Raw genomic sequence first — 23,229 nt, 5'->3', positions numbered from 1 at the left:
ATTAATAATGTTTTTCAAATATACTGAGGCTTTTGTTGCGATCGCGGCAATCGATTTTGAAGCGTTAGTTCAATTTTACCGTCGATTGCTAGAACGAGATCCGAAGCCTTACATTCCTAATGGATACGCCGAATTTCAATTAACTGGCTTGCGGTTGGGGATTTTTTGTCCTCAAGAAAGCCACCAACAAGAGTTTGCGAATTCGGTTGGAAGTGGGATGAGTCTGTGTCTGGAAGTGGAAGATTTGGAAAGTGCGATCGCACATTTAACTGAGATAGGATATCCACCGCCAGGAGCAATTACCATTGCTTCCCACGGACGAGAAATTTATACCTACGATCCGGCTGGAAATCGTTTAATTTTTCATCAATCTAGTTAAAGCAATGGTTTTTCTCCGACTGGGAACTTACGTTGTTCAAGAAATCATTAATTATCTAAGGATTAGATGAAGGCATTGGTAGACTTTGAAAGTGAGATCGATGTAGTGCTGTAATAACTATAAAAACTACAGACGAATCGGGCTTAAAAATTCAGCAATCGTCGCCAATGTGGTCTATCCAAGCAATTTCTAACAGTCAACCCTATACCAGCGAACAATGGCAAAAAATTGATACTCTCGGTCAAATAGTAGAACAACGGCTGCAAGGTTTGGGCATTGGGTTGACAATGGGAGGCGAACCGACTTTTATCTCCCTAGATGATTATGAATCTCCTCAATGGCGCATAGCAGCATTAGGGGAAGACAAGCGCCAAATTGCCGGACAGTTACTCAAGCGCTTGGCAAATCGGTTTGCACTAGGAGGCGGACTATTGCATTATGGGCTAGGAAAAGCCTATCCTGGAGAGATTACTCCTCGCTGGGCGCTAGGGTATTTTTGGCGCAAAGATGGGATTCAGATTTGGCGCGATCGCGCATTAATAGCAGAAGAGGGCAAAGATTACGGGCACGGGCGCCAAGAGGCAGAAATCTTTATCAACGCTTTGGTTGGGCAGTTGGAGTTAAATCCAGACTTTGTGATTCGAGTCTATGAAGTTGAAACCGAGGCAGTTGCCGGATTTGTCTTACCACTACTACCAATTGCTAAAGAAGGCACGTTTTATTGGAGTAGCTGTCGCTGGATAGTACCGAGCGATCGCTTGTATTTACTTAGAGGCAATGCTCCAGTCGGATTGCGTTTGCCCCTGAGAGAGATTTCTTGGTCGGAGGATTTGCAAGCAGAAGCGGTTTTGTCTGTAGATGACGATTCTATGACACCCTGCCTCGCGTCTGTAGAATCTCCTGCCAATTCCATTCGCATTGCTTTGAGTATCGAAGCCAAACAGGGCATCCTTCGCGTCTTCATGCCTCCTTTTACCTCGGCTAAAAGCTTTTTAGATTTAATTGCGGCGATAGAAAATACAGCCCAAGAAACAGGCTTTCCCGTACTAATAGAAGGATATCCGCCCCCAGACCACAAAAAAATCGGCAAATTTCAGATTACTCCCGATCCCGGCGTGATAGAGGTCAACATTCATCCAGCATCGACTTGGGATGAGCTAGTCAAAATTACGACGATTTTGTATGACGAGGCGCGACAGTGCCGTCTGGGAACCGAAAAATACATGCTCGACGGTCGTCGCATCAGTACGGGTGGAGGCGCTCATATCACGATTGGCGGCGAAACGATTCAAGAAAGTCCCCTCTTGCGCCGTCCCGATTTACTGCGGAGTTTGATTAGTTATTTCCAGAATCATCCGAGTCTATCCTATTTATTCTCCGGTCAGTTTGTCGGTCCTACCAGTCAATCTCCTCGCGTTGACGAGGCGCGACACGAGAGTTTATACGAATTAGAAATTGCTTTCAGTGCCTTGCAACCCGGCAAAGAAGTTCCGCCGGAAGTGGTCGATCGCCTGTTGCGTCACTTGCTCGTAGATGTAACGGGCAATACCCATCGAACTGCCTTTTGCATCGATAAACTGTTCCCAACCGAAAATCCTCGCACTCAATTGGGTTTGCTGGAGTTACGCGCCATAGCCATGCCTCCCAATCTAGAGATGCGCCTGCTGCAAATGCTGCTGATTCGAGCTATGGTGGCTTGGTTTTGGGAGTCTCCCTATACCAAACCCCTCATCCGTTGGGGAACGACACTGCACGATCGCTTTATGTTGCCCCATTTCATCGGCGAGGATTTGAAAGTCGTCCTTGCCGATTTGCAGGAAGCTGGATATCCTTTTGAATTTGACTGGTTTGAGCCATTTTTCGAGTTCCGTTTTCCCCTTTACGGTGAAATTGCCAGAGAAGGCATCCAGTTAGAGTTGCGTCAAGCGATCGAGCCTTGGCACGTTTTAGGGGAAGAAATCGCCAATGGAGGAGTTGCCCGATATGTGGATGATTCCCTCGAAAGAATACAAGTAAAATTGCGCGGGGCAATGGGGAATTCTCCCAATAGAAATGCCTTTTCCTCTCGCTACGTCGTTACGTGCAATGGTTATCCAGTGCCGCTCATCTCGACTGGAGTCGCAGGGGAATATGTCGGCGGCGTTCGCTTCAGGGCAAGACAATATGCATCGATGTTGCATCCTGCTATTGATTCCCACAGTCCTTTAACTTTTGAGATTGTCGATACGTGGGAAGGGCGATCGCTGGGCGGTTGCACCTACTCCGTCAATCCTCCCGATGGCAAGCCTTATCATACATTTCCGACTAATTCCTCGCAAGCCCAGACGCGCGTTGCAGAACGCTTTATTGCCAATCCTCCCGCGATCGCAACCATTAAGGCGCTACCATTGCAGTTAAATCCAGAATACCCCTTGACGTTGGATTTAAGACGAGTATAGGCAGAGAGTAACGCCATTTCGATTTTGGATTTCGGATTGGTCATTTGTCCTTTGTCATATCAAATCCGTTTAATTAGTCATAATATGTAGTGCGACCAACAGGAGTCGCGAGCGGCACGCTGGCACTACTAAGTAATTAGACGGACATTTATTACCCCTGCGATCGTCTGCAAAAATTCTCTCCTCTCAAAATAGTCAAGGTAGGCGCGACGGGCATTTTTAACAATCCGAGCCGCTTCATCGGAATGCTTGAGATAATAATCGCATTTTTCTACCAAATCTGAAAAATCCCAGCTTACAGGCACGTAGGTTTCCCCTTCCACATAAATATTGGGTTGCGTCTCGATATGCGCCATCGAAGGTTTTACCAGCAAGCAATTGTAACAAACCGCTTCAAAATCGCGCCAACAACTCTCGCCCCATCCAAACGGACTAAAGACAATGCGACTGCGTTTAATTTCTCGAAAGTATTGGCGACGAGAAACGAGTTGAGCGTGAATTTTGCCGCTAGAGACGACCTTATAATCGGATTGCAAGGGTTTGAGACTTTCTAGCGCCATTTGACGATAGGCATAGTACCAATCTCCTTCGTGGCTAGAACCCAAAGATAGGCGGCAGAAAATATCGATTTCCTTAGCGGGTTGCCAGAACTCAAACCAAGATGGGGTTTGCAATTTTTGCTTGAATTGTTTGGCACTCCCAAGATTCCAGCCAGAAACAATGCGATGTTGGTATTGCTTGGGCACTTGTGAACCGACGTGCCATTGACTAAAGTCTAGCTCCAACTCTCTAGCCAGAAAATCGGTGAACATCGAGCCACCGATGAATGAGCGCTGATACTCATCCAAATTCTTGTAACGTTGACGTTTAAGAAAATAATCGACATGGGGCAGCACATTGAAATAGTTGCTGGTTACCTGGGCGAACGGATCGATAAAGACTATCGTTCGCGTCGGTTGCTGTTGGCGAAGCGATTGCATGACTTGTTCGGCTTGGTCTGAACTTTCATTCCAAAAAGGCAGTACGAAGATAATCTCGGCATCTTGGTTTTTACAAGCTTCGCCAATCGCACCAAAAGATTCGGCAGCTATATGTTCGATCTTCAAGTCGAGTTGGCGGCTGAGTAATTTTTGGTAGTAACGAAATGGTTCTTGTTGAGCTTTTGTAATAGAGTCTTTGGTATAACCGACAACAAGTGCTTTTTTCATGTCAACATGCTTGAAATTCGCGATCGCGACCCACTTTTCAAGAATTTTTTCAGTTAGAACGGCTGACTAATTGCGAATTGGTATCATTCAACCTGTTGCGATCGCCTCGGTCTGTTATGAAACGGAGTCGTTCTCCATTAGTTCCCATTAATTGGCTGAATCTTCGAGAGCTTCAAAAACCTTTTGACAGTAAAGTCGGGAATTTTCATCGACCAACCATCGCGCTACTAAGTTCTTGCCTTGCGTTTCATTGGCTGTAGGGGCAAGACATGGCGAAGCCCCTACAGAAGAAGGTTAAAGCTTGATGCAAACGGCTTTGACCTCAGTATAAAGTTCCAACACGTCATGACCCATTTCGCGCCCCCAGCCTGACTGCTTGTAGCCACCAAAGGGCAGGGCAGCATCGAAGATATTGTAGCAGTTAATCCAAACGGTGCCAGCACGAAGCTTGGCTGCTAAGCGATGTGCTTTTGATAAATCATTTGTCCAGATGCCTGCTGCTAGCCCATAAATGCTGTCGTTGGCTAGCGGTGTGAGTTCGTCGAGTTCTTGAAACGGCATTGCTGTGACGACGGGACCAAAAATCTCCTCTTGCACCACCTTCATCGTCTGCTTGGTATTCACCAATACCGTCGGCTCGACAAAATAGCCTAAATCGCCGAGGCGCTGTCCGCCCGTTACCGCTTTTGCTCCTTCGGCAATTCCCGATCGCAAGTAGCCACAAACGCGATCGAGTTGCTCGTCAGAAACTAACGGGCCCATTTCCGTATTGGGGTCTAGTCCCGGTCCCACTTGAATTTTTTTGGCTTGCTCGGCGACTCCTTCCACAACGCGATCGAAAATCGATCGCTCGACATAAAGTCTCGAACCAGCACAACAGCATTGACCGTGGTTGAAGAAAATCGCATTGGCTGCCCCCGCGATCGCGGTTGCTAAATCCGCATCTTTGAGGACGATATTGGGAGATTTGCCGCCCAGTTCCAGAGAAACTTTCTTGAGATTGCTTGCCGCTGCTTGCACGATTAGTTTACCGACTTCTGTCGACCCAGTAAAGGCAACTTTATCGACATCGGGATGGGCAGCGAGGGCAGCACCAGCCGTTTCGCCGTAACCCGTGACGATGTTGACAACGCCATCGGGAAATCCCGCTTCGCAGATTAATTCGCCCAAACGGATGGCAGACAGGGGGGTTTGTTCGGCGGGTTTTAGGACGACGGTGCAACCAGCAGCTAACGCTGGACCTAATTTCCATGCCGCCATCAGCAACGGAAAGTTCCAGGGAATGATTTGTCCGACTACGCCGACGGGTTCGCGCACAGTGTAGGCAAAGTATTGGCTATCGGGCGTGTAAGGAACGGAGAGGGGAATGGTATTTCCTTCAATTTTTGTCGCCCATCCTGCCATATAGCGAAACAAGTCAATCGCCAGCGGCACGTCGGCAGTGCGAGCAACTGTAATGGGTTTGCCATTATCGAGGGACTCCAATTCGGCAAACTCTTCTAAATGGGCTTCCAATAAGTCTGCTAATTTCCAAATTAAGCGTCCTCGTTCTGAGACCGTGAATTTTGTCCAAGTTCCTTCCTCAAAGGCATGACGTGCGGCTTTTACGGCGCGATCGATATCCTCGCGTTCTCCAGAGGCAACATTAGCAATAACGCGACCGGTTGCCGGATCGTATACGGACAAAGTTTGACCGTTTGCCGCGTCAATCCACTTTCCGCCAATGAGATGTTTGAAAGATTGGTTTAAAAATTGCGAGACTTGGCTGCTGAGTTGAGGTTCAACAGCTTTTTGTATTTGAGTTGTCATATCTCCCTCCTTTGTCTATGACCGGAGTGTTAATTAAGCGTTTAAAACGTTAAAAGTTCTCGGTTGCTATTGGATAATCTGAAGGCAGAAGCGATCGCCTCATGAGGCTTGAGTTTATGCAATAGCGTTCGCTCGATCGCTTCTGCCTCTTTTTCAGTCTAGGCATCGCGAAGATTGCTCGTGCTATATCGGCAATAAAACTTAGACAAGATTCAGCACAATTCTGTGATGGGGTGCATCAATTGATGACGGGATTGCGATCGCGTTCGCGCATCGGTGCATAATTGTGAATTGAGCATTGCGAATTGTAAATAGGAGATGACATGACCAATTACGATTGGATCGTTATCGGTGCGGGAATTACGGGATCTGCTTTGGGCTACGAACTGGCAAAAAAAGGATTCCGCACTTTGCTATTGGAAAAAGATGCTCGACTGAATAATGCCACCTACTACAGTTATGGAGGACTTGCCTACTGGTCTGGAACGACGAAATTAACTCGACAAATTTGTCAAGAAGGCATCGAAATTCATCGCAATTTGTCTGAAGAATTAGGGGCAGATACTGAGTTTCGCGACATCGATTTGATGCTAACTATTGATGCACAAGACGATCCTACAACAGTCGCTGCCAACTATTCCCAATTTGCGATCGCTCCTCAAGTCCTCGATGTTGCCGAGGCTTGCGAATTAGAACCTTTGCTCAATCCCAATGCTATCGCAGGCGTTTTGAGACTTCCTCACGGTCATATCCATCCTCACAAGACCAACCTTGCCTATCAGCAAGCTTTTTGTCGTCTGGGCGGAGAACTTAAAATCGAGCCAGTTGTCAACTTACTACGTCAAGGCGATCGCATCGAGGGAGTCGTCACTGCTCAAAATCAATACTATGCAGCCAATACGGTAGTCTGTGCGGGAGGTTTGAGTAGAATGCTCCTCAAAGAAGCAGGAATTAGTATCAAACTCTATTTCACTCACGCACAACTGATTAAAACGCCGCCTGTTGATATTTGTCTGCGAACATTAGTTATGCCAGCTACTCAGAAACGGATGCTGCTGGAGGCACAAGCAACCGCGCCAGAAATAGAATCTCTCTGGGAGCAACCAAGCCAGGACTTTATTGCAGGCATTCTCGATCCCGGTGCCGTTCAATTTTTGGATGGCAGCTTTTATATCGGTCAAATCAGCGAAATCTATACCAATCCCCAAGTAAAAATCGATTCGGCGATTAGCGAAGCGCAAATTCGCACGGGAATAGCAACTATACTACCTTTATTACAAAATTTACCAGGAACTTGGCATCGCTGTCTAGTTGCTTTTGCGAAAAATTCTCTGCCGCTAGTGGGTGCAATTAATCATTTGACCGGCGTTTATCTTTTTTCTGGATTCACCAGTACTTTAGTTTTTGCTCCACCTTTAGCCCGACATTTTGCCAGTTGGGCAGCTCAAGAAAAAGACAATATCATTCCTCAATTAAGTGCAAATGACTAATATCAAATCCGTTTAATTAGTCATAATATGTAGTCCCGCTCGCGGCCAAGATGGTCGCACCACTGGTTATTGTGGTCATTCAACCGGATTTGGTATAAGTTAAATTCCCGAATTATCGACTAAAATGTTAGATTTGAGAGTGATTTTTTGGGGCTAATGCTCCGATTCTTCGGTTGACCGTTAAATTTCATAAACTAGAATGGTAGAGTTGTCATCCAGATAAAGCGTTGAAATTTTGTTCGTTATGGAGCGATTTTTTGATTGGATAGCCCATGCTAGGGAGGTATTAGGCTATAGCAAATCTCTCATAATTTGGAATCTTTTTCTAGCCTATATTCCTTTAGTCTTAAGCGTCTGGCTATTTCGGATCGTTGGGCGGCGATCGCTGCTTTGGTGGGTTGTTTTTGCCGTTTTTATCGCTTTTCTCCCCAATGCTCCTTATATCTTAACAGATATCATTCATTTAATCGAACTAATTCGACAAGGTTACTCGGTTTGGACGATTACTTTAGTATTGATTCCCCAATATTTAATATTTATTTTAGCTGGGATGGAAGCCTATGTTATTTCTCTGATTAACTTAGGTTACTACTGCTATAAATTAGGATGGGGAAAATATATTTCTTGGATCGAGTTAATTACTCATGCTCTTTGTTCTCTGGGAATATATCTCGGTCGCTTTCAGCGTTTTAATAGTTGGGATATCGTAACCAAGCCCGATAATTTAATGGATAGTATTGTTGATAATTTAACGGGGAAATGGTCGGTGCTGATGATGAGCGTTACTTTTTTGATTTTAGTAGTCTTATACTGGTTTATGAAAGAAATAACGCTGGGCTTAATTTTCAGATTTCGCGATCGCAAAAAATATTAGTTGGCAGGCAAGGGAACGGAAAAAAGCTGAATATGAGTCAGGATTGTCGTTGCGATCGCACAGAAGCAGAGCAAAGAATTTCGGCAATGTCAAGCGGAGTCGATCTTGGAATGAAATGAAAAGTTTGGGATGACAGTATGGGATATGTGCTTCGAGCGAGCAAAGCCAGAAAAAGCGATCGCCGGGAGAATTAGCTATGATAAGAAATAAGATAGGGTGCAATTCAAGGCACCTTATTCGTATTTCTTACTCCTGAAAATTATGGCAGTTAAGAAGCAATTTTCTAGTTTTCAAGAACTCCTTGCCACCTCACAGATTCCTGTTTTAGTTGATTTTTATGCGACTTGGTGCGGTCCGTGCCAAATGATGGCTCCGATTTTAGAACAAGTAGGAATGCAGATGAAAAATCGGCTGCAAGTCGTCAAAATCGATACGGATAAATATCCCGGATTGGCATCTCAGTATCAAATCCATGCCCTACCAACCCTAGTTTTGTTCAAAAACGGTCAGCCCGTCGATCGCATTGAAGGTGTAATGCTTGCCCCCCAGTTAATTGAGCACCTACAAACGTTGCTTTAGATCGGCGCCTGTGAGTACGAAGATGTTCTATCTTGTCAACTCTCAAATGCGTGCTGGCAAGAACTAAAACCTGTTTTAGAACAATCTATTAGGCATTACTGGTGTCAATAACATCAACGTTTTGCCGAGTCAGGTCATTCAGATTAAGATTTAGGCTTATAAGTTGATTTTACGTGCAATTCTTGCAACTGTTTTGCATCGACTGGTGCAGGTGCATCTGTCAGCAAACAGCTTGCTTGTTGTGTCTTCGGAAAGGCAATTACATCCCGAATCGATTCTTCGCCAGCTAATAGCATCACGAAGCGATCTAAGCCATAGGCAATCCCGCCGTGGGGTGGCGTTCCGTATTCAAACGCTTCGAGAAGGAATCCGAATTTATTGTAGGCTTCCTCCATCGATAATCCAATCGTTGCAAACACTTTTTCTTGGATTTCTCGCTGGTAAATCCGCAAACTGCCGCCGCCAATTTCTACGCCGTTATAAACTAAGTCATAAGCTTGCGCTCTGGCTGTTTTTAGATCGTTTAAATCTTCTAGATTTGGTGCAGTAAAGGGGTGATGCAATGCTTCTAGGCGCTTTTCTTCTGCATTCCATTCAAACATGGGAAAGTCTGTCACCCAAAGTAAATCAATTTTATTGGAGTCAATTAATCCTAATTCTTCTCCGACAACTAAGCGCAACCTCGCTAGAGATTTATTAACAGTATCTACATCTCCAGCGCCAAAGAGCAATAAATAACCGGGTTTTGCCCCTGTTTTTTCTATTAATTGCTGTTTCTGCTCTTGGGAAAGATTATCTTTAATGGCACCAATAGTATCGAATTCATTGTCTTCGCGAATGCGAATATAAGCGATACCTTTTGCACCTGCATTGCAAGCTTCTTCAAATAAATCTCCTTTTGGTTTAATTCTTACATTCGAGATAGCATCATTGCCGCCAGGAATAGGCAATACTTTTACAGTTCCGCAACTTTGTACGGCACCAGAAAAGACTTTAAATCCGCTATCTTTGACGATTTCTGAAACATCAACTAGCTCTAAATTAAAGCGAGTATCGGGTCGATCTGTTCCGTAACGCGCCATCGCTTCGGCATAGGTAAGGCGCGGAAATGGACGAGGAATATCGATATTTTTAACGGCTTTAAAAATGTGGCAAACTAACGCTTCATTAAGTTCTAAAATCTCGTCGCGAGACATGAAACTCATTTCCATGTCTAATTGGGTAAATTCTGGCTGTCTGTCGGCACGCAAATCTTCATCGCGGAAGCAACGCGCGATCTGATAGTAGCGATCGAACCCAGATACCATTAAAAGTTGCTTGAATAATTGTGGCGACTGGGGTAAAGCATACCATTCTCCCGGATTGACGCGGGAGGGAACTAGATAATCTCTCGCACCTTCGGGAGTGGAACGAGTCAGGATAGGCGTTTCAACTTCGATGAAATTCTGTTCGTTTTCGAGAAAGTGACGGATGGCTTTGACGACTTGGTGGCGCAATTGCAGGTTTCTATTCATGCGATCGCGTCTTAAATCCAGATAGCGATATTTCAGCCGCACTTCCTCTCGTACTGAGTCTGCCTCCGAACTGGAGACGACGAAAGGCATTTGTTTGTAGACTCCATTGAGAATTTCAATCTTGTCGGCGTAAATTTCTACCTCACCCGTAGGAATTTTGGTATTGATGGACTCTGGCGGACGTTGGCTGACTCGTCCGCTGACTTTCACGACGTATTCGTTACGCAACGACTCTGCGGCTTTATAGGAGTCGGGGGTGCGCTGGGGATCGCTGACGATCTGAACGATGCCACTGCGATCGCGCAGATCGATAAAAATTACGCCTCCGTGATCCCGACGGCGATCTACCCAACCGAAAAGAGTGACTGTTTTGCCTATCTCAGTTGCTCTTAGTTCTCCACAATAATGAGTTCGCATAGTCGTTGTTTAATAGATGCTGTAATATAGAGCCTTTTAGATTAACAGAATTTGCACGCATTGCCCATTATCCTGCATTTTTGCCAATCGTGTCAGGTAAGTTTGTAGTATAGTTATATATTATTGTAATTCAAGTAGATTTTACCGCTGCGATCGCGAAAAATTCCAAATCTACCAAAAAATCAAAAACGCTGGCGCAGCCATCTCCAAATGCTCGCAACCCATTCTTCTGCCAAGAGCAACAGGCGATCTAGCCATTCCAAGATTCTTTCTAGAGGATGTTTGACATAGCCGACTGGAGTGGCTTTCGTTTCAATCCAATCGGGGTCGAGTTCTAGGGAATTATCCGTTGGTTGGTTGGGGACGATGGAAGACGGTTGTTTGACTTCGGTAACGTTTTGATGCCGAACTGCTGGCTTTGCCTGTCGATCGCGCGAGGAACGACGAAGGGTTGAGGGCGATTTTTTAGACTTGACTGGTTTGGCGGAAGGAGGCGGCAACTGAGTTGGAATGGACCCATCTGGATGAGAAGTGCGATCGCTGGTAGATACCGTTTCTGTCTCGCTGTAGAGATCGTCCCAGGATAGCCAAGGATCTTCGATTTCTGCTGGCGATGCCTTTAAAGCTTTGTCTCCCGACAACGGCAATTGCTCTTGACGCTGACCGAAAAAGTAGTCAATGGCAGCTTGAATGAGCGCCTGAATTTGAAAGGGATCGGGTTCTGAGGTGGCTGGTTGTTGGGAGGACTTTTGAGAGAAGTTTAAGCCAGTCTGTAATCTTTGTAACCATCCCACGGAGCGATCGCGAACCGTTTGGGGTTCGGATGAAGATAGGATAGCATCGGCGGAAGGGGAACGAACGAGATGTGATTCTCCAAACAGATCGATCGCGATCGCGATTGGACTCGTCTGCATCCAATGCATGACTTTCCAGAAAAGTCTCGCAGGCGGCAAGACATTATCGCTATTTTGCTCGAAAGACGAAACGAGTTCGGGAAATGGGTTGGCTGCTTCTTGCTGTAGGCGGCGTTCGTACCAAAAGTTAGCTACCTCCCAATAGATGCACTTTTGTAGGGTTTTTTGCTGTTCGCCAGAGAAGATATCTAAAATTTGATTGTCTGAGGTGACCAAAACCAGATCGCGCGTCTGAAGAGAGCTAGCTATGCCTCGAACAACTATCTGGCTGCTTTTGGCTGTCTCCGAAGAAGACCGAACGGTTAGGTTTTGCGTCGATCGCGACCTTAGTAAATCGGAGGTTTTAAGAGTGCTTTGGGTTTGCTGTTGAATTCCTGCTAGCAATTCTGTTTCCTGGGGAGATGGATTGCTCGAACTTTCTGGCGCGATCGCAACCTCGATCGCTTGTAGGACTTGGGCGATCGGTTGGTCTGCGGGAGGAGAGGTTGGCTGAGTCTCTGTCGGCGAAGAAGATGCTGGTAATTGAGCTTTTTCAACCGTTTTTCCCAATTGTCGCCCAGCCATGCGCCCAGTTTGTACCAGCAAGTACATCGGGTAGATGAGGATTTGCACTCCCCACTCCAATGCCACTTTTAAGTGTCGTGCGGTTTTCTCAAGCCGATCTTTAAACTGTAGCGAATGGCGATTGAGGAAGTTAAATAGTCTGCTCTTGTAGGGACCGGGGGCAGAAGAAGGCATGGGAATTGAGGAAAGTTAACCTATAAAAATTGTCTCACCAACTTTAATTTTTGGCTGGTTAACTTGATGATAAGTCATGTTTGTTTAAAAAGGCGTTTCGTAAAACGCCTTTACTGTCAAATTTTGCGACAAATCGTTAGTTACCGTAGCGTAACTATCTTACCTGAGAGTATCTACTTTACATTCATTGCTAATTGCTTTTAGCATTTAGTCGGTCAGGCGTAGCGGCTCAGTTTAAGGCGTTTATCGATGCTGCTAGCGAGATTTGGTTTGCGCAGGGTTGGAAAGATAAAATTGCCGGAGGCTTTACGCATTCTAGCTCTCCCAGCGGCGACAAGCAGGGAACGCTTTTATATCTTGCTATTAATGCCGCCCAACATGGTATGATTTGGGTCAATGCTGCTGAGATGCTGCAACAAGCCAATGGCGTGAATCGATTGGGATCGTTTTTAGGCGTGATGGGGCAAAGTCCTCTCGATATGAGTGGTAAAGAACCAGTGCTCGATTCGGGCAATCGCCTAACGGCAGAGAAATTTGGAGTGCGCATTGCCGAAGCAACTAGGCGTTGGACGAGGTAGGCAAAATTGGGCGATCGCTCCTATGAAAAAGCGATCGCCAGCACAAAAATTGTTATTAGTTGCGATCGATTAAGTCAATCTTTTTCTAAAAGGTTAGCGAGCAGTTATTAGTAAAAATTCCTACTAACTACTAACTATTAACTAATCCCTACGTTCTCAATTAATTAAGAATTGTAGAAATTTTCCTAATTGCTCTTTCTATCAGCTATGACAGAAATAGGCTGTGAGGGGAAAGAGAATGCAGGCGATCGCACGACATATTAAGATTTCGATCCAATTTTTCCTTATTTTCGTCCTAGTTTTGGGAATAGCGGGATGTGATTTTATAAAAATCAAATCGGGAGTAGAACCGTTACCTTCTATTGCTTCTTTACCCCTTCCGCAGTTACCCGATTGGATCGAGCAAATTAGTCCTACCGGACAATCCGAACCATTAGCCCAAATTCGCATTCGCTTTAAATATCCCTTAATTCCCGTCGAAAAGATCGATAGTCCGGCTCGAGAAGAACTGTTAAAAAAGTTTAAACTTTTACCACCTATATCGGGAAAATTTCGCTTTTTAACTCCTCGTATGGTAGGATTTCAAGCCGACGAAGCACTGCCTAAAGCGACTCGCTTTCAAGTCACTCTTAAAACAGGATTAGGAGATTTAAATAATAATCAGTTAGATAAGGATTTAGCTTGGACTTTTAATACAGAACCAATCCAGATTACTAATTTGCCAGGTAGTATTAAGGCTGAAGATGCCGATGCCAATCCAATTGATTTAAAACCCAATCTAATTTTTACTTCTAATGTAGAATTAGACCCAGATTCTATTAAAGAACACTTGTTACTGTTGCCAACAGGTAAAGATGAAAGAATTAGAGTTAATGTAGCGCTTAAAGAAGAAACTCTATTGGCAGAAGAAAAATCTCAAGCAAATTTCAATGCTTCTTCTCGTACATGGAATTACGAAATTACACCGCAACAGAATTTAGATAAAGCTACTCGCTACCGGATTGAATTTTCTCCTGGTTTGCGTCCCATTCGCGGAAATCTGCCTAGCGAAACAACCTGGATTAGCTATATTTCTACTTATGCGCCGTTGGCTTTTGAAAAGTTAGAATATTATGGAGCGCTACAAAAAGGAATAGCTTACGGACGCTTTGTTAAAGGCAGTCCTCAATTAAAATTTAATAATGGTTTGGTAGCAGATTCTGCTTTTAAAAATATTAGTATTACACCTACTCCTAAAAAAGCAGTAAAACTTTTACAGGTGGATGATAACGATAACTTAGTTGGGATCAATCCTTGGGCATTAGAACCTGCTACAACTTATACAATTAATATCGGGGGTAATCTCAAAGATAAATTCGGACAGAGTTTAGGAAAACCCATTACTCTGCAATATAATACTGGAGATGTTGCAGCGGATATTTGGGCACCAACTGGATTAAACATTTTTCCGGCAGATACTAACTTACAACTTCACGTCTCAACAGTTAATTTACCCAACTCTCGATATCAAGCTGCTTATCAAGTTCTACAACCAACGGATCTAGTTTATATTGATGCTAATTATCCTCAAGGTAATGTAGACAAACTATTACCCAAAGCTAGTAGTTGGTCAACTTCCAAAGCAGGAGGAAGAAAAAATGAAAGTTATGACAACATAGTTCCCTTAAAAGAAAAACTGGGTTCCGCTACGGGATTACTAGCTTATGGCATTAAAGCCAAAACAAATCCTTATCAAGAAAATGGTCGAGAATATTGGTCGGAACCAGAATTTTATGGATTGGTTGAGTTAACAAATTTAGGCATCTTTTCTCAGTGGTTTCCCGACTCTGGTTTGATTCGAGTCAATCATCTTTCTGATGGTTCTGCGGTTGAAAATGCGACGATTGAAATTTATCAAACTCAATTAGAAACGAAATCTAGAACCAAACAAAATCCCTGCGCGATCGCAACAACAGATTCAACAGGAACGGCTATAATAAAAGGTCAAGATTGGCAACAATGTCTCCAGAATGAAAATACCCCTAAATTATTAGTAATTGCCCGCGAAGGACAAGATTGGGCTTTTACGCAAACCGATGAATATAGCGGCAATTATGGCTATGGTATCTACGCGGGTTGGGATAATGGCAAACCTCAAGCAAGAGGAACAATTTTTTCTGACAGACAGTTATATCAACCAGGAGAAAAAGCTTGGTTTACGGGAACGGCATATTATCTGCAAAATGGTGTCCTAAAACAAGATAAAAATACTTCCTATCGAATTACCCTCAGAGATCCTGATGGAAAAGAAACCGATTTGGGAACTCAGAAAACAAATGAGTTTGGCACATTTTCTTTAGAATTAACCCTCGATAAAAATCGACCGTTAGGTTACTATAGCCTACAAGCAAAGGGAAAAGATGGAGTAGAAATTTATGGTGACTTTCGCGTTGCTGAATTTAAGCCACCAAACTTTAAAGTCGATCTGACTCTCGATAAAGAATTTGCCACAATTAGCGAGAAAGTTAGAGTTAGTACGGAGAGTAATTATCTCTTTGGATCTCCGGTACAAGGGGGAAAAATACAATATTATGTCACTCGCCAAAAAGCAGAATTTATTCCTAAAGGTTGGGAGAAATTTTCTTTTGGCCGCCACTGGTTTTGGCCCGAAGAACCACCAGAAGTTTCGGCTGATGTACGACAAGCCAGTCAAGTATTAGATGCATCGGGAAAAAATAGTGAAATACTCAAAGTAGCAGAAGATTTACCGTATCCGATGACTTATCGCGTGGAAGCATCAGTTTCTGATGTCTCTAATTTGTCTGTATCTAATGCAAAAACTTTTACAGCTTTTCCCAATAAATATTTAATTGGATTGCAAAGCGATTTTGTTGCCCAAGCGGGTCAATCTTTTCCAGTTAAAGTAATCGTAACCGATCCCGCAGGCCGGGTAATAACTGGGGAACGAGTTCGCGTCGAACTGCAACTGATGGAATATAGCAGCGTCACGCAACTGCAAGAAGGAAGTGCGACTTCTCAAAATCAGGTGGAATACAAAACCGTCGTAGAACAGGAGATTCGTTCGGGAAACGAACCGCAAACGATATCTTTTACGCCACCCGAATCGGGTTCCTATCGCATCCATGCAAATTTCGCCCACAGTCAAAGCGATGTCAGCGCAACCGATACGCAAATCTGGGTGACGGGAGAAGATATAGTGAATTGGGGCGATCGCTATGATAATAATCGCATAGAAATTCACCTCGATAAACAAACCTATCAACCGGGCGAAACTGCTACCGCATTAATCGAATCTCCCTATCCAGAAGCGGAGTTATATTTTGCCGTGATTCGTCACGATACTCTCTACAGTACTATCCAGAAAGTCCAAGGCGGCGCACCCAAAATACAATTTCAAGTTACTCCAGACATGGTTCCCAATGCCGCTGTAGAAGCAGTATTAGTGCGTCAGGGACAACCCATCTCTCAAGTCGAACCCGGAAGCGTAGAAAATCTCGTCCGCATTGGATTTGCCCCCTTTAATACTAGCCTGGAGGATAAATATTTACAGGTAAAAATAACTCCCCAACAAGACAAACTAGAACCAGGAACGCAAGAAACGGTAGACCTAACTTTACAGGATGACAAAGGCAATCCCATTCGGGGACAATTCACCGTCATGGTAGTCAATGAAGCCATCTTACAACTGAGTGGCTATCGTCCTCCGGATTTAGTCGCAACCGTCTATGCAGAACAAGATATTGCCACTCGCTTCGCCGATAATCGTCCCGATGTCATCCTCACCCCCCAAGCTTCTCCATTAGAAAAAGGATGGGGATATGGGGGAGGAGAGTCAGCAGCAGCAGCAAATACCCGCATTCGCACCAATTTCCAGGCACTTGCTTACTATAACGGTTCCGTCCTCGCCGATGCTAATGGAAAAGCCAGTGTTACCTTTACTTTACCCGACGATTTGACCACTTGGCGCGTCATGGCAGTTGTTACCGATGGAAATCTCCATTTCGGCAATGGAGAAGCGACTTTTATGACAACTAAACCCCTGGTTACTAACCCCATTTTGCCTCAATTTGCTCGTGTAGGCGATCGCTTTCAAGGAGGTTTATCCGTCACCAATACCACGGGACAAACGGGGAATTTAACCATTAATGGTTCTGTGACAAACAAACTCCAATTTACCGATAACTGTAGAGACGCTACGTGTAACATCTCTACCAATGCAACATCAGGAACCAATGCCTATCGCTTTCCAATGGTTGCCTCTGAAATTGGCAAAGGGAAAGTCCAGTTTGTCACCCAACTCAATAACCAAGCAAGCGATGCTTTTGAAGTACCTTTGGAAGTAAGAGAGTTAGAGGTGACAGAACAAGCAATTGAATCAGGCGTAACGACGAGTCAAGTCAAAATTCCCCTGCAAGTCGATAATAACGTCCTTCCCGATGCAGGTGGATTAGACATTTTCCTCGCCAGTACCCTTATTCCAGAGATTACTGCGCCAGCGAAAGAGGTTTTTGCCCAAGATTGGTTACCTTTCTTAGAAACCTCTGCAAGTCAACTTGCGATCGCGGCTAACTTACAAATCCTCTCTCAAAAATACGGTCAAACCTTTAGCAATTTCAACCCTACCCAAGAGGCGGCTAAAGCATTAGAAAACCTCCAAAAACTCCAGCAACCCGACGGCGGTTTTGCCTATTTTCCTTCTCCAGAAATCTCTCAGTCCGATCCTCTAATAACTCCCTACGCGGCGGAAAGTATTGCCCAAGCAAAAGCCGCTGGATTTATCGTAGATTCGGAGATTATAGCTCGTCTCAAGACTTATTTAAACAAAATTTTGGCAAATCCCGGTCAATACGATTGGTGTACTCTCCTATGCAGGCGACAAGTACAGCTAGAAGCATTGATGGCGTTGGCACAATTAGGAGAAAAACGCACAGATTTCCTCGTCTCTATCTACGAACAACGTAATTCATTCGATCGCGTCAATCAAATTAAATTAACCCGCTATCTCTTTCAATTCCCCGAATGGCAAGACGAAGCGCAAATTCTATTTAATGAGATTCAGGAAACAGTTTACGAAACGGGACGCACTGCAACGGTAAACCTGCCGCAAAAATGGCGTTGGTTTAATTCTAATACGACCGCCCAAGCACAAGCCTTGCGCCTGTTTATTGCCCAAAAAGTAAGTCCGGAAAACTTAGATCGCCTCCTGCAAGGACTTTTAGCAATGCGGCGAGAGGGAACTTGGCAAACTAGCTACGACAATGCCCAAGCATTAACGGCATTAGTAGAATACACTCAACTAGAACCGACTCCGCCTAACTATAGCGCTATCGTTCGACTAGCTAACAAACAGTTAAGCAAAGTTCGCTTTGAAGGGTATCGCAACCCCAGTTACGAACTGCAAGTCCCGATGGAGAAGTTACCGCAAGGACGACACGATTTAATCCTCAACAAATCCGGCAAAGGTAACTTGCATTATTTAACTGCCTATCGCTATCGCATCAAAGGAAATCAACCCGGACGGATCGAAGGATTAAGAGTTCTCCGCTATATTCGTTCTGCCAATCAACCACGAGTCTTGCGCGAAATCGATTTGTATGTGCCTGACGAACCCTTTACCGTAACGCCAGGACAGGTATTTGATATCGGATTAGAAATCATTACCGACCATCCTATAGACCATCTGATAATTAACGATCCCCTTCCGGCTGGTTTTGAAGCAGTCGATACCAGTTTCCAAGCTTCTACCTCATATTTTCAGCCACAACAGGATAGTTGGGAAATTAACTATCAGAAAATCCATAAAGATAAAATTGTAGCGTATGGCGATCGCTTAAAGGCTGGCGTTTATAGCATGCACTATTTAGTGCGTTCTGTCACTCCCGGTAAGTTTGAATATCCCGGTGCGGAAGTTTATCTACAATATGCCCCAGAGGAATTTGGGCGTTCTGCTTCTTCTGTTTTAGAAGTATCAAATAATTCTTAACAATTTGATGGGAAGAAAATTTACAAATCTTGGAAATTAACATTTGCTTTAAAAGCGCAAAAAAGTTAATAATTGGCTATTTTCTCTAGAAATTAGCTATTTTTAGAAAAATCCTGTTAATGAAGAATTGTAAGGATTATCCTCGCGATCGCGCCAAAGGCACAATTCCTGAAAAGTCCGATAAATTAACTCGTTTGGACTCTTAAAAAACTCGTCGCGATCGCCAGCTTGTAAATTTTATTTATTAAACTTAACACAAAGAAATATAAGTATATTTATATAAATATACTTATATAAAAATATACAAAAAAATGTCGCCCGATTTTATAAAGATGTAAATATACTTAAAAAATATATTGCGAGGTAACTCTTGCGAAATTCATCAAAAACCAACGTATCATCTTTTTAGTAATCATTCAGCTATGACAACCACTTTACAGACACGCGAAAAAGCCTCTTTATGGGAGCAGTTTTGTGAGTGGATTACCAGCACCAACAACCGCATCTATATCGGTTGGTTCGGCGTCATCATGATCCCAACGCTTCTCACTGCAACCATCTGTTACATCATCGCCTTCATCGCCGCTCCCCCAGTGGACATCGATGGCATCCGCGAACCCGTATCTGGTTCTCTCCTGTATGGCAACAACATTATCTCCGGTGCTGTCGTACCTTCTTCTAACGCCATCGGCTTGCACTTCTATCCGATTTGGGAAGCAGCCAGCCTCGACGAGTGGCTCTACAACGGCGGTCCCTACCAGTTAATCCTCTTCCACTTCTTGCTGGGAATTTGCTGCTGGATGGGTCGTCAGTGGGAGTTGAGCTACCGCCTGGGCATGCGTCCTTGGATTTGCGTTGCTTACAGCGCTCCCCTTGCTTCGGCTTTTGCCGTGTTCCTAATTTACCCCATCGGACAAGGCTCCTTCTCCGACGGGATGCCCCTGGGAATCTCCGGCACCTTCAACTTCATGTTCGTCTTCCAAGCCGAGCATAACATTCTGATGCATCCCTTCCACATGCTAGGCGTAGCTGGTGTGTTTGGCGGTTCTCTGTTCTGCGCGATGCATGGAAGCTTAGTTACCTCTAGCTTAGTGCGCGAGACTAGCGAAAACGAATCCCAGAACTACGGCTATAAGTTCGGACAAGAAGAGGAAACCTATAATATCGTTGCTGCTCACGGCTACTTTGGACGCTTAATCTTCCAATACGCATCTTTCAACAACAGCCGTTCCCTGCATTTCTTCTTGGGTGCTTGGCCCGTCGTTTGCATCTGGTTTACCGCTATGGGCGTCAGCACCATGGCATTCAACCTCAACGGCTTCAACTTCAACCAGTCGGTTCTTGACTCTCAAGGTCGCGTCATCAGCACCTGGGCTGACGTGTTGAACCGTGCTAATCTTGGCTTTGAGGTCATGCACGAACGCAATGCCCATAACTTCCCCTTGGATTTGGCTAGCGGCGAAGCTACTCCAATCGCTTTGACAGCTCCCTCTATTGAGGGGTAAAGTTTCAGGCAAAAAATCCTAAAAGTCTAGGGTTGTACTAATCGATAGGCGCTCTTTCGATCGAGAGCGCTTTTTGTTGTCAGCGATCGCGCGCGATCGCTTTCTATAATAAGAAAGGACTAAAAAGGACTAAATTCGGAGACACACTCGCTATTTATACACCTCCCTTAGCTCGTCTGATCGAACAACTGCAACGTTTGCCCGGTGTAGGACCAAAAACCGCCCAGCGATTGGCACTGCATATTCTCAAGCGCTCCGAAGCCGAAGTGCAAGCATTAGCTAGCGCTATAATCGAGGCAAAAAAGCAAGTCGGCTTGTGTCAAGTTTGCTTTCATCTCTCAGCCGAACCCATCTGCGAAATCTGCCGCAATCCCAATCGGGACAGTAGCACTATCTGCGTAGTGGCAGACTCTCGCGACGTGATTGCCATCGAAAAAACGCGAGAGTATAGCGGCAAGTATCACGTGCTAGGAGGAGTCATCTCTCCAATGGACGGCATCGGTCCCGAACAGCTTAATATTACCCCTTTGGTGCAGCGAGTCGATCGCGAGAAAGTAAAAGAAATCATTTTGGCAATTAGCCCAAGCGTTGAGGGAGAGACGACAACCCTTTATGTCGGTCAGCTTCTTAGACCATTCACGAAAGTCACGAGAATTGCCTTTGGTTTGCCTATGGGGGGCGATTTAGAATATGCCGATGAAGTTACTCTGGCAAGAGCCTTAGAAGGAAGGCGAGAACTGGATTAGAGATGATTGGGGATGGGGGTGTGGGGATATGATTAATTACTAATAACAGTACAGACAATTCAAGTTGTTTTAATCAAAATCTAATCTTGACTTAACCCTTTCAAAAACTTTACTAGTTTACGATCGAAAGAGAAAGCTGTAACAAATGTTACAGATTGTCTTTGGCTCGCGATCGCTCTATGTTTATCCCCATTCAGCTTCTTCGACGCAAAATGGTATTAGGAGGCATGCGCCAGTGAAAATCGACAAAACAAGAGAAAACATTAACAATCAAGAAGTTCTGACCGTACTCAATCCCAACCATGAAAATTTTGATTTCGATCTGTGGGCAACTGCCGTTCGCTTTCAAATGCTTGCTGCCCTCCAACAAGGGTTAAATGCAAACTCCCCAAATCCCGTTGCTGACTGACTTCTATTCCAATCGGTTTCTTAAACAGGATAGGATAAACGCAGGTTAGCTATATTTTTACTTTCTAACTTTTTATGAGCGAACCTGTTGTCAGCCACGCTAGAAGTTTGGGATTTACTTGTGAACTGACTGTCAACGGCAATTGGCATATTCTGCCTTTTCACCCAAAGGAAAATTGGGTACTGTCCCAACTGGAAACTCGTTGGTTGCTGAGCGTCGACAATGTAGCGCAAATGTACTTATCTTCTGCCGAAGCGATCGCGTTTCTCAAACGTCGCCATCAACTTTTTTACGATCGCTCGCGGGGGGGGGGTATAAGCTTATAATCGGTAACTACCCGATTACCGTCTGGTAAATACGTCCACAGCCACTCCACTAAAAAACCTTCTGCTAGCTCAATCCAGTAAATTGAGGGCACGATATCGGGACTACTAGGAGGTGGAGCTTGAACGATATAGGTGTTTTTTCCTTCTTTAACTAGATTATTCATGCCTGTCACTCCCTTTTTGGCAGCAATAAGATCGCCCAAATACGAGCGCTGGAGCTTAGGCTAGGACTCTTTCTATCTAAACTCCAGTGTCAAGTCAGACCTTGAGTTTTACTTCGCTTTTTATTCTCCCACAAGCAACGAACTTTTTCATGGCGAAAACTCGACTAGCTTGCTGCGGCTTCAGTTTCGGTTGCTTGAGCTTCTCCGGTTTCTGCCTCGGCGAGTTCAGCTTTGGCTTCTGCGATAAGATCTTCGAGGGTTTCGCCGACTTCGGCAATTACTCCCTTGCCTCTTTCATAAAGGAGAATTCCCCCTTTGATAGTGGCTTTGGCTATCGGTTTGCCTACGCCTGCCACAACTGGAACGAGAACGGGCAGGAGAACGATCGCAGCGATTCCAGGAACGCCGAGATCTTCAACAACATTTTCAATATCAGGGATGAGTTTGACTGCCATTTTTTCTCTCCTTAATCCCTACGCTTTTAGTCTATACCCTAAGAGCTGGCGCTAGCCAAACAAAACAGAAAAATATGTCTGGAATGAAACGATTTTTAATAGGAAGACACAATTATAAATCAACATAAAAAGCAAATTTTGAAAAGGAAAAGGGAAAAAATGTAGATATCAGCGAACGTTATGAGAAAAAATCGTCAAATCTACGATTTCGCCAAATATTAATCCAAATCCGGCAACAAAGGTTAAGACTAAAAACATCTGTAGTTTACTCCAGCCAGAAAAACTTGATTCGACTTGAGCTAAAACCGTAGCGACAAAAGGAATAACAATTAGATTAAAAACTGTATTCCATATAATTGCCAAAGTTACTAATATACTGACAATTACACTCGCAATTACAACCACAACCAAACCTTGAGAACTTAGATTAAGCAAACGTTTTAACAGCGGATTGCTTTTCCAAGCTACAGCTAACGATACAAGTGCTACAAAAGCGCCTACTAGCCAAATAATATGGTGAGCGGATAAATACCACCCCAGTAAGGCGTAAGCCAGCCAAAGTATCACCAGAGATAGCCAAGGAATCCTGTCAAGCGATTTAACGTTCATAATCCTTCGATCGAGCCGTTAATTATTTGGCGACGATCCACAATAAATAATACTAAATAATTTCCTTGAGATAGGCGATCGCGATCAAATCTAG

At 44.4% G+C, this 23,229-nt stretch carries 18 protein-coding genes; 11 read left to right on the top strand and 7 right to left on the bottom strand.

From position 1 onward, the window contains the following. Window positions 1-7: 7 nt before the first annotated feature. Both PLE7327_RS00795 and PLE7327_RS00790 read left to right on the top strand, forming a co-directional pair. Entirely contained in the window at window positions 8-379 is a 372-nt protein-coding gene (locus tag PLE7327_RS00795) for a glyoxalase/bleomycin resistance/dioxygenase family protein (protein ID WP_015141951.1), read from the top strand. A gap of 167 nt (window positions 380-546) precedes the next feature. Then, window positions 547-2,817 (top strand): transglutaminase family protein, encoded by a 2,271-nt coding sequence (locus PLE7327_RS00790; protein WP_015141950.1) that lies wholly within the window; start codon window positions 547-549, stop codon window positions 2,815-2,817. A 128-nt stretch (window positions 2,818-2,945) separates the two neighbouring features. On the opposite strand, the gene PLE7327_RS00785 is transcribed toward PLE7327_RS00790, so the two are convergent. Together PLE7327_RS00785 and PLE7327_RS00780 are read right to left on the bottom strand one after the other, a co-directional pair. After that, entirely contained in the window at window positions 2,946-4,025 is a 1,080-nt protein-coding gene (locus PLE7327_RS00785) for a glycosyltransferase (RefSeq protein ID WP_015141949.1), read from the bottom strand. Window positions 4,026-4,319: 294 nt separating this feature from the next. Next, window positions 4,320-5,834, bottom strand: coding sequence for an aldehyde dehydrogenase family protein (locus PLE7327_RS00780; RefSeq protein WP_015141948.1), 1,515 nt, complete (start codon window positions 5,832-5,834; stop codon window positions 4,320-4,322). Window positions 5,835-6,157: 323 nt separating this feature from the next. On the opposite strand from PLE7327_RS00780, the gene PLE7327_RS00775 reads away from it, so the two are divergent. From PLE7327_RS00775 to trxA, 3 genes are all read left to right on the top strand, one after another. After that, on the top strand, window positions 6,158-7,324 hold the full coding sequence (locus PLE7327_RS00775) for an FAD-binding oxidoreductase (protein ID WP_015141947.1): 1,167 nt from the start codon (window positions 6,158-6,160) through the stop codon (window positions 7,322-7,324). Between the two features lie 244 nt (window positions 7,325-7,568). Then, complete coding sequence (locus tag PLE7327_RS00770) at window positions 7,569-8,198, top strand: DUF1361 domain-containing protein (RefSeq protein ID WP_015141946.1); 630 nt, start codon at window positions 7,569-7,571, stop codon at window positions 8,196-8,198. 261 nt (window positions 8,199-8,459) lie between these two features. Continuing rightward, window positions 8,460-8,777 carry a thioredoxin gene (gene trxA, locus PLE7327_RS00765; RefSeq protein WP_015141945.1) on the top strand — a complete coding sequence of 106 codons (318 nt, stop codon included), beginning with the start codon at window positions 8,460-8,462 and terminating at the stop codon, window positions 8,775-8,777. Window positions 8,778-8,920: 143 nt separating this feature from the next. Here trxA and aspS read toward each other — a convergent pair whose 3' ends face one another. Together aspS and PLE7327_RS00755 are read right to left on the bottom strand one after the other, a co-directional pair. Then, window positions 8,921-10,708, bottom strand: a complete 1,788-nt coding sequence (gene aspS, locus PLE7327_RS00760) for an aspartate--tRNA ligase (protein WP_015141944.1) — start codon at window positions 10,706-10,708, stop codon at window positions 8,921-8,923. Window positions 10,709-10,890: 182 nt separating this feature from the next. Continuing rightward, window positions 10,891-12,360 carry a hypothetical protein gene (locus PLE7327_RS00755; RefSeq protein ID WP_015141943.1) on the bottom strand — a complete coding sequence of 490 codons (1,470 nt, stop codon included), beginning with the start codon at window positions 12,358-12,360 and terminating at the stop codon, window positions 10,891-10,893. A gap of 194 nt (window positions 12,361-12,554) precedes the next feature. Between PLE7327_RS00755 and PLE7327_RS00750 the strand changes: the two genes are divergently transcribed. From PLE7327_RS00750 to PLE7327_RS24165, 6 genes are all read left to right on the top strand, one after another. Continuing rightward, window positions 12,555-12,938, top strand: a complete 384-nt coding sequence (locus PLE7327_RS00750) for a flavodoxin family protein (protein WP_217523301.1) — start codon at window positions 12,555-12,557, stop codon at window positions 12,936-12,938. 238 nt (window positions 12,939-13,176) lie between these two features. Beyond that, window positions 13,177-18,921 carry an alpha-2-macroglobulin gene (locus PLE7327_RS00745; protein WP_015141942.1) on the top strand — a complete coding sequence of 1,915 codons (5,745 nt, stop codon included), beginning with the start codon at window positions 13,177-13,179 and terminating at the stop codon, window positions 18,919-18,921. A gap of 422 nt (window positions 18,922-19,343) precedes the next feature. Beyond that, entirely contained in the window at window positions 19,344-20,426 is a 1,083-nt protein-coding gene (gene psbA / locus PLE7327_RS00740) for a photosystem II q(b) protein (RefSeq protein ID WP_015141941.1), read from the top strand. Window positions 20,427-20,578: 152 nt separating this feature from the next. Further along, a complete protein-coding gene (gene recR / locus PLE7327_RS00735; RefSeq protein ID WP_015141940.1) occupies window positions 20,579-21,172 on the top strand; it encodes a recombination mediator RecR in 594 nt (197 codons plus the stop codon). 145 nt (window positions 21,173-21,317) lie between these two features. Then, window positions 21,318-21,581, top strand: coding sequence for a hypothetical protein (locus tag PLE7327_RS00730; protein WP_015141939.1), 264 nt, complete (start codon window positions 21,318-21,320; stop codon window positions 21,579-21,581). A gap of 74 nt (window positions 21,582-21,655) precedes the next feature. Next, window positions 21,656-21,907, top strand: coding sequence for a hypothetical protein (locus tag PLE7327_RS24165; protein WP_015141938.1), 252 nt, complete (start codon window positions 21,656-21,658; stop codon window positions 21,905-21,907). Here the strand turns inward: PLE7327_RS24165 and PLE7327_RS23850 are convergent. The 3 genes from PLE7327_RS23850 to PLE7327_RS00715 all read right to left on the bottom strand — a co-directional run bounded on the left by PLE7327_RS23850 (window position 21,871) and on the right by PLE7327_RS00715 (window position 23,135). After that, a complete protein-coding gene (locus PLE7327_RS23850) occupies window positions 21,871-22,110 on the bottom strand; it encodes a hypothetical protein (protein WP_217523296.1) in 240 nt (79 codons plus the stop codon). The two genes, PLE7327_RS24165 and PLE7327_RS23850, sit on opposite strands and share 37 nt — an antisense overlap. A gap of 125 nt (window positions 22,111-22,235) precedes the next feature. Further along, window positions 22,236-22,526 (bottom strand): DUF5132 domain-containing protein, encoded by a 291-nt coding sequence (locus tag PLE7327_RS00720; RefSeq protein ID WP_015141936.1) that lies wholly within the window; start codon window positions 22,524-22,526, stop codon window positions 22,236-22,238. A gap of 168 nt (window positions 22,527-22,694) precedes the next feature. Beyond that, window positions 22,695-23,135, bottom strand: a complete 441-nt coding sequence (locus PLE7327_RS00715; RefSeq protein WP_015141935.1) for a hypothetical protein — start codon at window positions 23,133-23,135, stop codon at window positions 22,695-22,697. Window positions 23,136-23,229 lie beyond the last annotated feature (94 nt).

Source organism: Pleurocapsa sp. PCC 7327, assembly GCF_000317025.1.
In the GTDB taxonomy this organism is placed as follows: Bacteria; Cyanobacteriota; Cyanobacteriia; order Cyanobacteriales; family Microcystaceae; genus Hydrococcus.
The sequence above is the reverse complement of the archived record's forward strand: the minus strand, read 5'-3'. Positions and strand labels throughout refer to the sequence as shown.

Excerpts from the sequence above, each read along its gene's own strand:
- PLE7327_RS00795 (WP_015141951.1), top strand. The coding sequence starts at position 8 with ATGTTTTTCAAATATACTGAGGCTTTTGTTGCGATCGCGGCAATCGAT.
- PLE7327_RS00790 (WP_015141950.1), top strand. The coding sequence starts at position 547 with ATGTGGTCTATCCAAGCAATTTCTAACAGTCAACCCTATACCAGCGAA.
- PLE7327_RS00785 (WP_015141949.1), bottom strand. The coding sequence starts at position 4,025 with ATGAAAAAAGCACTTGTTGTCGGTTATACCAAAGACTCTATTACAAAA.
- PLE7327_RS00780 (WP_015141948.1), bottom strand. The coding sequence starts at position 5,834 with ATGACAACTCAAATACAAAAAGCTGTTGAACCTCAACTCAGCAGCCAA.
- PLE7327_RS00775 (WP_015141947.1), top strand. The coding sequence starts at position 6,158 with ATGACCAATTACGATTGGATCGTTATCGGTGCGGGAATTACGGGATCT.
- PLE7327_RS00770 (WP_015141946.1), top strand. The coding sequence starts at position 7,569 with ATGGAGCGATTTTTTGATTGGATAGCCCATGCTAGGGAGGTATTAGGC.
- trxA (WP_015141945.1), top strand. The coding sequence starts at position 8,460 with ATGGCAGTTAAGAAGCAATTTTCTAGTTTTCAAGAACTCCTTGCCACC.
- aspS (WP_015141944.1), bottom strand. The coding sequence starts at position 10,708 with ATGCGAACTCATTATTGTGGAGAACTAAGAGCAACTGAGATAGGCAAA.
- PLE7327_RS00755 (WP_015141943.1), bottom strand. The coding sequence starts at position 12,360 with ATGCCTTCTTCTGCCCCCGGTCCCTACAAGAGCAGACTATTTAACTTC.
- PLE7327_RS00745 (WP_015141942.1), top strand. The coding sequence starts at position 13,177 with ATGCAGGCGATCGCACGACATATTAAGATTTCGATCCAATTTTTCCTT.
- psbA (WP_015141941.1), top strand. The coding sequence starts at position 19,344 with ATGACAACCACTTTACAGACACGCGAAAAAGCCTCTTTATGGGAGCAG.
- PLE7327_RS00730 (WP_015141939.1), top strand. The coding sequence starts at position 21,318 with ATGTTACAGATTGTCTTTGGCTCGCGATCGCTCTATGTTTATCCCCAT.
- PLE7327_RS24165 (WP_015141938.1), top strand. The coding sequence starts at position 21,656 with ATGAGCGAACCTGTTGTCAGCCACGCTAGAAGTTTGGGATTTACTTGT.
- PLE7327_RS00720 (WP_015141936.1), bottom strand. The coding sequence starts at position 22,526 with ATGGCAGTCAAACTCATCCCTGATATTGAAAATGTTGTTGAAGATCTC.
- PLE7327_RS00715 (WP_015141935.1), bottom strand. The coding sequence starts at position 23,135 with ATGAACGTTAAATCGCTTGACAGGATTCCTTGGCTATCTCTGGTGATA.